Source organism: Microcoleus sp. C2D2, from assembly GCF_036702495.1.
GTDB lineage: Bacteria > Cyanobacteriota > Cyanobacteriia > Cyanobacteriales > Microcoleaceae > Microcoleus.
The window spans coordinates 1-9,682 of record NZ_JAUBTO010000219.1 but is presented as its reverse complement, the minus strand read 5'-3'; the positions used below and the strand labels follow the sequence as shown (position 1 = coordinate 9,682).

Annotated in this window: 6 protein-coding genes and 1 pseudogene; 4 read left to right on the top strand and 3 right to left on the bottom strand. The window is 45.6% G+C overall.

The window, feature by feature from the left end; genetic code table 11:
* Positions 1-155: pseudogene (locus QUB61_RS35710) on the bottom strand (photosystem II q(b) protein); the annotation flags it as partial.
* A 199-nt stretch (positions 156-354) separates the two neighbouring features.
* Positions 355-2,100: an alpha/beta hydrolase gene (locus QUB61_RS35705; RefSeq protein WP_333135683.1), complete on the bottom strand. Its 1,746-nt coding sequence runs from the start codon at positions 2,098-2,100 to the stop codon at positions 355-357.
* Positions 2,101-2,551: 451 nt separating this feature from the next.
* Here QUB61_RS35705 and QUB61_RS35700 point away from each other — a divergent pair, with 451 nt between their 5' ends.
* A complete protein-coding gene (locus tag QUB61_RS35700) occupies positions 2,552-3,532 on the top strand; it encodes an Npun_R2479 family HD domain-containing metalloprotein (protein WP_333135681.1) in 981 nt (326 codons plus the stop codon).
* Between the two features lie 398 nt (positions 3,533-3,930).
* Positions 3,931-6,081 carry an NAD-dependent DNA ligase LigA gene (gene ligA / locus QUB61_RS35695; protein ID WP_333135679.1) on the top strand — a complete coding sequence of 717 codons (2,151 nt, stop codon included), beginning with the start codon at positions 3,931-3,933 and terminating at the stop codon, positions 6,079-6,081.
* Between the two features lie 119 nt (positions 6,082-6,200).
* On the opposite strand, the gene QUB61_RS35690 is transcribed toward ligA, so the two are convergent.
* Positions 6,201-6,425, bottom strand: a complete 225-nt coding sequence (locus tag QUB61_RS35690) for a hypothetical protein (protein ID WP_333135677.1) — start codon at positions 6,423-6,425, stop codon at positions 6,201-6,203.
* A gap of 12 nt (positions 6,426-6,437) precedes the next feature.
* On the opposite strand from QUB61_RS35690, the gene QUB61_RS35685 reads away from it, so the two are divergent.
* On the top strand, positions 6,438-6,851 hold the full coding sequence (locus QUB61_RS35685; protein WP_333135675.1) for a hypothetical protein: 414 nt from the start codon (positions 6,438-6,440) through the stop codon (positions 6,849-6,851).
* Positions 6,852-7,382: 531 nt separating this feature from the next.
* On the top strand, positions 7,383-9,682 hold a 2,300-nt coding region (locus QUB61_RS35680; protein ID WP_333135673.1), incomplete at its 3' end, for a serine/threonine-protein kinase PknK.

Genomic DNA, 9,682 nt, shown 5'->3' with positions numbered 1-9,682 from the left:
AAGGCGATGATGTAGCAGATGGTGGCAGTTAGCAAGGTAGGAATCATCAAGACGCCGAACCAACCTACATAAATGCGATTGTCGGTTGATGTTACCCAGTTACAAAACTGTTCCCACAGATTGGCGCTTTCGCGCTGTTGTAAGGTCGTGGTCATGTGTTTATGATTGCTGTATTTGGTTGTCAATGTTCGGATGATGTTTCTATTATTAACGGTATCCTTAACGTTTGTAAAGGGGTCTAGCGACAGTTAAACTGATTGAACTCATCAGGAAAGCTGATTAAATGATTGGCGCGGGGGCGATCGCCCCCGCGCCAAAAGATATGCCTGGGTGCACGCGCGACGCACCTCAACCCTAACGAACGGGAGCGATGGGAGGTGGAGAAGGTAGAGAAACAGGAGCGAGGGCAGGTGGAGAGACTGGTCTGCGACGAGGTGAACCACTGCTGAACTGCTGGAGTTGCTGCGGGGTGAGCGATCGCAAAATTCTCAGTCCGAGAGTGTCTTCGGAGATGCTTAGAGCGTAGGAGGGCTCCAAATACGGGCGGAAATTTGATTTGTTGTTCAAATAGGTTTCCATGAAAGCTAGGCTGAGTCCGCTGACGTAGCGACGGGCTAAAGCTGGTTCGGGCCCGATCGCCTCTGCTGGTGGCAGAAAGAGGCTTTGAGGGGAGTCCTCTATCGTTGAGAAGTGAGTCCCGTTGTTCATCACTACCAGATATTTGTTGGGCGATGTCAGCCAAGTGAACGGTTGAATTTGTTCGAGCAAAGCGGGGGCGACGGTATCGGCGCTGCCTGCGACTATCATGACTGGGATCTTGATTTGGCTGAGGTTTGTGTCTCCCAGAATGCTGCTGACGATCGGGTTGATGGCGATCGCCGCTTTGATGCGCGGGTCGCTGAAATTGTACTGGTTGCGCTCTAGGCCGCGGGCGCGGCACTGCAACAGCAGGGAGAGGTTCCAAGTTTCGTTTTCGAGCTCGCAGTCGTTCTCTAGCTGTGCAAAATTAATCCCCGCCCCGGCTAATGCTAAAGCCGTATAGCCGCCGAAAGACTGGCCGATGACGCCTACTCGCTGCAAGTCGAGCTGCCCTTGGTAGGCCGGATCGGTTGTAGGAAGTTTGGTTAAATAATCGAGCAGGTCTTTGATGTCGAGGGGGCGGTTGATAAATTCTGCGGGTGCTGCTAGTTGATTGGTTCTGCCTGTTACTAAGTTTTGGATTTGTTGGGCGTTGCTGCCGGGGTGTTCGGGGACGGCGACGGCAAAGCCGTAGGAGGCTAGGTGTTTGGCTAAATACTGGAAGGAAATGCGATCGGAACCTAAACCGTGGGAAATTACTACTACTGGGGCCGGTTGCGGGCTCCGCTGTGGCAAGTAAATATCCAGATTAAAGGTGCGATCGCGATTCGGACTCGTCAGAGTTACCGATGATTTTTTCCAAGTATAGGGGCCCGGTAGCTGGGGCTGCAGCCTTAGGGCGGGCGGTATGGTGGGTTCTAAGGCTGCTTGTGCTTCCGACAACTGGGCGATTCCGGCGATCGTCTGATTGGAACGGTTGATCAGCGATGTCAGCTCGTTGGCGATACCCAAGCCGCGGGCGATGTCAATCCTGATGCCGTAAGTCGGGAATTTCCGCAGCACGTTGACGATTGTCAGCCCTTCTGGATCCGAGGCTGCTAAAATCAGGGCCGCTCGGATGGCATAAAATCCCGGCTGCCGAGCTTTGGTTTGAATTAGTCGGCCCAAGCGTTTCAGCAGCACTTCTCCTTGAGGCGTGTAGAGGAATTGGGCGATAGTCACATGGCTGATTTCAGCTTTCGCTTGCAGGGCGCTGCGAATCTCAGCTAGCTGAGATTCATTGGCGTACTGAGCGAAGCCGTCCAAGTTCGAGTCTATTTGGCCTTCTTTGGCGAACAGTGCCAGGGATTCGATCGGCACAGATACTTCTACCGGCCCGTAAGTTACGTAAATTCGCTCGGCTCCCAAAGCCGGTGCGGCGGTGCAAACAGCCGTGAATGCAAACAATCCTAAGTATTTTGGGGCGATCGACCGCCGAGTGCGAAGGGCAGCAGTGGAGAGACTGGAAAACAGACAGTTCATAACTTTCACACCTAGGACTTCTAATAATTAGTCGGTGAAACGATGTAAATTTTTTCGCCAATATTTTATGCCCAAAAATCGCTCTGTTACTTCGGAAATTAGGTTATCTTGGGAAGCATAGCCTAAAAGTAATTTTCTGACTTGACAAGGCTAGCTGAAATTTAAAATTCAACCCCGAGGGGTTAGTCGATTTGAAATTCTAGACGGAGGCGTGAGACGTTCGGCGAGCGCGAGCGTCGAACGATTTGAGATTTTAGATTTACTCAACAGATGAATCTGGGAGCTGGAACAAGAGTGTAAAATTTTGGGAGCTTCACGACTCCTGTCGGCGGCTTGTATACGTCTTTGAGCGAGGGGTCAAACCTAATGGAATGCCGATTGATTACTTTTTCAGCTATGCAAGATATTTTCGAACGAGTTTGTAACTACAGCCTGAGTGAGAGGATTTATGATGTTCAATGCAACTGCTATCCTGATTGACGCTTTTGTTCAAGAGCTGCAGGCCGGCTACCGTCGCACCTACGGCAAGTACAAGCCTGACTACCCTGAAATTATCGCCTGGGCAGGGACTATGGCTCTGGAAAATATCGCTAACTGCGATGCTCTATACCACAATGTGGAACATACAATGCTGGTGGCTTTGGTGGGACAAGAGATTCTCCGCGGCAAGCATATTCGCGAAGGAGGAGTGTCGCCGGAAGATTGGCTGCACTACCTGATCTCACTGCTGTGCCACGATATCGGCTACGTCAAAGGTGTTTGCCGCCAAGACCAAGAAGCTGTGGGACTCTACGCTACGGGTATTGACGGGGGCATGGTTCCTGTGGCTATTGGCGCCACTTCTGCCAGTTTAACTCCTTATCATGTCGATCGTGGAAAACTCGTAATTGACGAACGCTTCGGTGGCCACACATTAATTGATGCCGAACAAATCAAGCGCAATATTGAATTGACTCGCTTCCCAGTTCCTGCTAGCGAAACTCATCAAGACAGAAACAATTATTCTGGACTCGCTAGGGCCGCCGATTTGATCGGTCAGTTGAGCGACCCCAATTACCTGCGAAAAATAAGTGCTCTGTTCTACGAATTTGAGGAAGTCGGCACTAATAAAATCTTGGGCTACAAATCTCCGGGAGATTTGCGGCAAAATTACGCCAAGTTTTATTGGAATGGAGTTTTTCCCTACATTCCAGCAGCTTTGAACTACTTGGAATTGACCCAGGGAGGCAAACAGATTATTGCCAACCTCTACGCCAACGTATTTCAGGTAGAACACGCTGAACCGCTCGCTTTCACCAAGCCGAACGCTCAAGAATTTATCAAACCCCGCGCCAATAGCAACTTGAATGGCGAAAAAGATGGTGAGAATCTTCAAACTTCCATATCCGGGGAAAACAAGAAATTTGGGGATTTTACCGACTTGAATTTGTAAGGATTTACGCGCCGAATTCTGCCGCTATAAAAGCGAGTCAGTCGATTTAAGATTTTAAACTTCGGCGTGAGACGTTCGGCGAGACGTTCGGCGAGCGCGAGCGTCGAAGGATTTTAGATTTACTCCACAGATGAATCTGGCAGATTGAACTCGGGTCGAAAATTTTGGGCGGATGGCGACTCCTGTCGTTAGCAAGTATCTGTTTTTGGGCGGGGTTATAATTAGGATAAGTTTTGATTTTCTAGGTGCTGGCTCTTTTTTTAGCTCAAATTGACATCGATCATCTCAAATCTAAAATCGCTCTGGCCGCAGAGAGGTTGCTCGCTCCTTTTTTTTGAGCTAAAATCGAGAGTTATAATCAAAAATCGAAAATAAAAAATCGAAAACCTTAAATCGAGATGGCAGCAAACATTCAGCAGCAAATTCAACAGTTGAGGCAGCAGCTACAGGAAGCTAGCTATGCTTATTATGTTCTCGATGCGCCGATTATGCCAGATGAGGTGTACGATCGACTTTACCGCCAGTTGCAAGAATTAGAATCAGATTATCCTGAATTAATTACTGCGGAAAGTCCCACTCAGCGCGTGGGAGAACAGCCTGCTACTCAATTTTTTAGCGTCAAGCACAATATTCCTCTCTACAGTTTGGAAAATGCTTTTAATTTTGAGGAATTTGCTAAATGGCAGGAACGCTGGCAAAGAGTAGCGCCCCCCCTAACCCCCGGTCAAGAAGGAAATGCACCCCCCCTAACCCCCCCTTATCAAGGGGGGGGACTAGATGGAAATGCACCTGGGCTTAGCAATAACGAAAATAGGGAAATTACTCCCCCCCGAAGCTTGGGGGGGTTGGGGGGGGTTTCCTATGTTTGCGAGTTAAAAATTGACGGCTCTGCTTTAGCGTTAACCTATGAAAATGGGGTGTTAGTTCGCGGTGCGACGCGGGGAGACGGCATAGCCGGAGAGGAAATTACTCAAAATGTCAAAACTATTCGCTCGATTCCTTTAAAGCTCAATTTAGATAATCCGCCGCCTGTTGTGGAAGTGCGGGGAGAGGCTTTTTTGTCTTTAGCTGTGTTTGAGGAAATTAATCGGGAACGGGAAAAAGCCGGGGAACAATTGTTTGCTAATCCTCGCAATGCTGCAGCGGGTACGCTGCGGCAGTTGGATCCTAAAATTGTGGATAAGCGACGGTTGGATTTCTTTGCTTATACTCTGCATTTAGATCGGGGTAACGAGGGTAACACACAGTCGGAATCGTTGGAATTGTTGCAACGAATGGGGTTTAAGGTGAATCCCTATCGCAAAATTTGCTATTCTTTGGATGAGGTTCGCGAGTATTACGAATATTGGGATACTGAGCGACGGAATTTGCCTTACATGACCGATGGGGTTGTTGTTAAAATAAATTCGGTTTTGCTGCAAAAACAATTGGGTTTTACTCAGAGGTTTCCGCGTTGGGCGATCGCCCTGAAGTATCCCGCGGCCGAAGTGCCTACAATAGTAGAAGCTGTCACCGTACAAGTAGGGAGAACCGGGGCTCTGACCCCTGTAGCGGAACTCAAACCGGTGCAGTTGGCGGGGACGACGGTTTCCCGGGCTTCTCTCCACAATAGCGATCGACTTTCCGATCTGAACCTGCACATTGGCGATACTGTAATTGTCAGAAAAGCTGGGGAAATTATACCAGAAGTTGTGCGAGTTTTGCCGGAACTTCGCCCCCAAAATGCTCAACTTTTCCAAATGCCTAGTTGCTGTCCCGAATGCGAACAGCCTGTGGTTCGGGAAAAAGGGGAAGCCGTTACTCGCTGCATCAATACATCTTGTCCAGCGATTTTGAGGGGTTCGCTGATTCATTTTTGCAGCCGGGATGCTCTGGATATTAACGGTGTTGGGGAAAAATTGGTGCAGCAGATGGTTGATAGCAATCTCGTGCATTCTGCAGCGGATTTGTACGATTTGACCGCGGAAAGATTGATGAGTTTGGAACGCATGGGTAAGAAGTTAGCAGAAAAGTTGATAAGTGCGATCGCCAATTCCAAAACTCAACCTTGGTCGCGGGTATTGTATGCTTTAGGAATTCGCCACGTCGGCAGCGTGAATGCTCAATTGCTGGCAGAAAGGTTTGCAAATGTAGAAGAGTTATCAGGGGTATCGGCGGCATCGATTGAGGGCGTTTACGGCATCGGATCGGAAATTGCTCAAGCTGTTTATCAGTGGTTTCGAGTCCCGGCAAATCAAAGTTTAATTGCACGCTTGAAAACTGCGGGCTTGCAATTGCAGTCAGAAGTGAAAAATCCCAATTTAGCCAGCACAAATTTACAACTTGCAGGCAAAAGCTTTGTGCTTACCGGAACTTTGCCCACTTTAAAACGAGATGAAGCTAAAGATTTGATTCAAAAAGCAGGAGGTAAAGTCACAAGTTCTGTGAGTGCTAAAACTGATTATGTGGTTGTGGGAGAAGATGCGGGTTCTAAGTTAGAAAAGGCTCAATCTTTGGGGATCGAACTACTTTCGGAATCAGAGTTATTAGAACTGCTATCGAAACCATAAATGATTGGTGAAAGTCAATATATCTCTCTTTGCTCTTTCTCTGCGCCCTCTGCGCCCTCTGCGGTTCGCAAAAAAAGCTGATTCACTTCAGCCGTTTTCAAAGGGCATCGCCAACAATTCTATTGCCCTAGATGCAAAATATCCGCTCGCGAATTGGGCAATACCTCAAAAGGCATAGAAATCGCGTTAGCGAAGCCCTCGAAGAGGATCGCACTTGGTGAATATACATACTTCTCCGGCCGTGCTGCCCGAATCGGTTGTCGGTACAGGCTAGTTTTGCTAAAATTTGATAAAGTTTGCAATAGCGATCGCAACTGCCAGCTTAGCCAAATCCCAGCAATCATAGGAGATACATTATGTCGGAAATACCAGCAGAACAAACAAAAACAAATTTGCCAACTTCAGAAACAACTACCGAAAGCTCAATTTCTGGGGTGGAAAACGTGAAAAACAGTTTGGGAAACGTCCTAAATAGTTGGAAATTGAAAGTAGGATTAGGAGTTGCTGTACTGTTTGCAGTGTCGCTATTTGCTTTCTACTGGCAGCATATCATTGCAGTCGTAGGTATGAAGAGTTGGTCGGCGCGATCGGGAGCTAACCCGATCGAATGTATGGTAAGAGATACTAATAACGACGAGTATGTCAGTTGCAGCGCCCTCCTCGATCAGCAGATTGTCCCTCTTGAGTGCAGTTCGAGTTTGTTCAACATCGGCTGTCGAGTCAATTACGGAACAGCGGCACCAAATCCGAGACAAATCAACCCTAGATAGAGCATCTGCGGGTTAGAGATAATTCTTGAACGAACAGATTTCATACTGAAAATATGGGACTTACAAAAAAAATCTCACCGTGAAAATACCCCAGCCATAAAGAGCGGAAAACTATTGTTTTTCTTGCTGTAAATTAGCAGGTAAGTTGACTTGCCTGCTATTACCATTAAGTGCCTGTTTTTGATCCGAAACGACAACTGCTGTTGAGACCAAGCGTAGCGCGTTAACGTAAAATTTTTATCCTTATATGACAGGGCGTTTTAGGTTTAATTAAAGAGTTAATTAGCGGCAATTGGCGAGATTCTACTTTTCCTACTTTTGTGAGATTCGGCACTTAGACTTAATTATATCAAAAACATCAGTACCCGAGATGACCCAACAATGCACCTGACAACTAGAGCTGCTGGGTAAGTGTTACATAATGTTAAAAACTATTAATTTTCGTCACCCAACATTCAAGCTATCAAAGGTATGCTATAAAAATAATCATCAATATTGAATAATATTTTCTTCAATCATTGAAACCTAAAAATGATCGAAATTAAAGGCTACCAGATTATTGCTCAGATTTACGAAGGTGATAACTCAATAGTATATAGAGGCATCCGACAACAGGATAATCTACCTGTTATCCTGAAAATGCTCAAACGAGATTATCCGACTCCTGGTCAACTCACCCACTATCGACAGGAATATGAAATTACACGGCATCTTAATCTAAAAGGGGTCATCAAAGCTTATAGTTTGGAAGAGTATCAGAGAACGCTAGTTATAATCCTTGAAGATTTTGGTGGCAATTCTCTCAATAAATTGATAAACAACTCTGGGTCAAAGCAAGCCATTACCTCTTTAAACAAATTCCTCGACATCGCCATTCAATCAGCCGAGATTTTGGCTCAGATTCATGCAGCCAATGTCATTCACAAAGATATTAACCCAGCTAATCTTGTTTGGCATTCAGAAACAAACCAACTCAAAATCATTGACTTTGGCATTTCCACTCAACTAACCGACGAAAATCCCACCCTAAAAAATCCCAATGTGCTAGAAGGAACTTTAGCCTATATTTCACCCGAACAAACAGGAAGAATGAATCGTTCCCTAGATTACCGCACCGACTTTTACTCCCTTGGTGTCACTTTATATGAGTTACTGACAGGACAACTCCCTTTTGAAACAAATGATGCACTGGAGTTAGTACATTGTCATATCGCCAAACTACCCATAGCCCCCAATCAAAATAATCCAGAAATTCCCAAAGCCGTGTCAGATATCGTGATGAAACTGATGGCAAAAACCGCAGAGGAGCGATACCAAAGCGCCTTCGGGATCAGAAATGATTTAGCAGAATGTTTGCATGAGTTACAAACCACAGGAAATATATCAGATTTACCTTTGGGAACTCAAGACATTTCAGAGCAGTTTCAAATCCCGCAAAAACTCTATGGACGCGAGGCAGAAGTTGAAACACTACTAAGAGCATTTAAGCGCGTAGCAGAACCGCAAAAATCTCAAATAGAAATGATGCTCGTTGCTGGTTACTGTGGTATTGGCAAATCTGTACTGGTAAAGGAACTTTATAAGCCCATTACCCAAACACGCGGCTATTTTATCTCTGGTAAATTTGACCAGTTTCAACGCAATATTCCCTACTCCGCTGTTGTCTATGCCTTCCAAGAATTAGTGCGACAACTGTTAACAGAAACCGAAACACAACTCAAGCTTTGGCGAGAAAAGCTTTTAACTGCTCTTGGAGTTAACGGACAAATTATTATTGAGGTCATTCCCAACGTCGAACTGATTATTGGCAAGCAAAGAAATGTTCCACAGTTGGGAGGAATGGAGGCTCAAAACCGCTTTAATTTAGTTTTGGGTAACTTTATCCGCGCATTTTGTTCTCCAGAACATCCCCTAGTTATTTTTCTGGATGATTTGCAGTGGGCAGATGCTGCTACCCTCAAATTAATCCAAATGATGATGACAGATTCAGATACACAATACTTGTTTTTAATTGGCGCCTATCGCGATAACGAAGTCAGTCCGACTCATCCCTTGATGATGACGCTGGAAAAAATCCAGAAGGCGACTTCACCAAAATCTGCTCTACAAAATCTGGAAAGTGACCAACCCACCTTTACTAAAATTAATCAGATAAAGTTAGCACCTTTGGCTGTAAAACAGATTAGTCAACTTATTGCTGATACCTTGTACAGCAACATGGAATCGGTCAAATCTTTAGCAGAAATGGTGATGACAAAAACTCGCGGCAATCCTTTTTTTGTGAATGAGTTCTTAAAAACATTGTATGCCGAGGGACTGCTGCAATTCCAACATCCTCAATCTTCCGTGATTTCGGGATGCAAAAAAGCAGAAACCCGAGGGTTTTGGCAATGGGAGGTGTCTCAAATTGAAACTTTAGGGATTACAGATAATGTGGTAGAATTAATGATTGGCAAACTAAAAAGATTGCCTGAAACCACACAAAATGTCTTGCAATTAGCAGCTTGTATTGGGTCAGAATTTGACTTAAATACTCTCGCATCTGTCTGCCAAAAAACAGCAACCACGCTATTTGAATATCTCCGAGAGGCTCTGCAATCTGGGTTGATTTTATCGCGTTCTGAATTAGACGAACAACTGTTAATTCAAAATTATCAATTTTCACACGATCGCGTCCAACAAGCCGCTTATGAGATGATTCCCGAATTTAAAAAGCAGAAAACTCATTTAAAAATCGGGAGATTACTGCTAGCTAACAATACTTCGGACAGTTTTGGGAGAGAGACGCGATCGACAGTTCTCAAAAAAGTCAGTGGAATCGGAACCCAAAA

What these genes read in the sequence shown, in the direction of transcription:
- QUB61_RS35705 (WP_333135683.1), bottom strand. Translation starts at nt 2,100, where the DNA reads ATGAACTGTCTGTTTTCCAGTCTCTCCACTGCTGCCCTTCGCACTCGG.
- QUB61_RS35700 (WP_333135681.1), top strand. Translation starts at nt 2,552, where the DNA reads ATGTTCAATGCAACTGCTATCCTGATTGACGCTTTTGTTCAAGAGCTG.
- ligA (WP_333135679.1), top strand. Translation starts at nt 3,931, where the DNA reads ATGGCAGCAAACATTCAGCAGCAAATTCAACAGTTGAGGCAGCAGCTA.
- QUB61_RS35690 (WP_333135677.1), bottom strand. Translation starts at nt 6,425, where the DNA reads ATGATTGCTGGGATTTGGCTAAGCTGGCAGTTGCGATCGCTATTGCAA.
- QUB61_RS35685 (WP_333135675.1), top strand. Translation starts at nt 6,438, where the DNA reads ATGTCGGAAATACCAGCAGAACAAACAAAAACAAATTTGCCAACTTCA.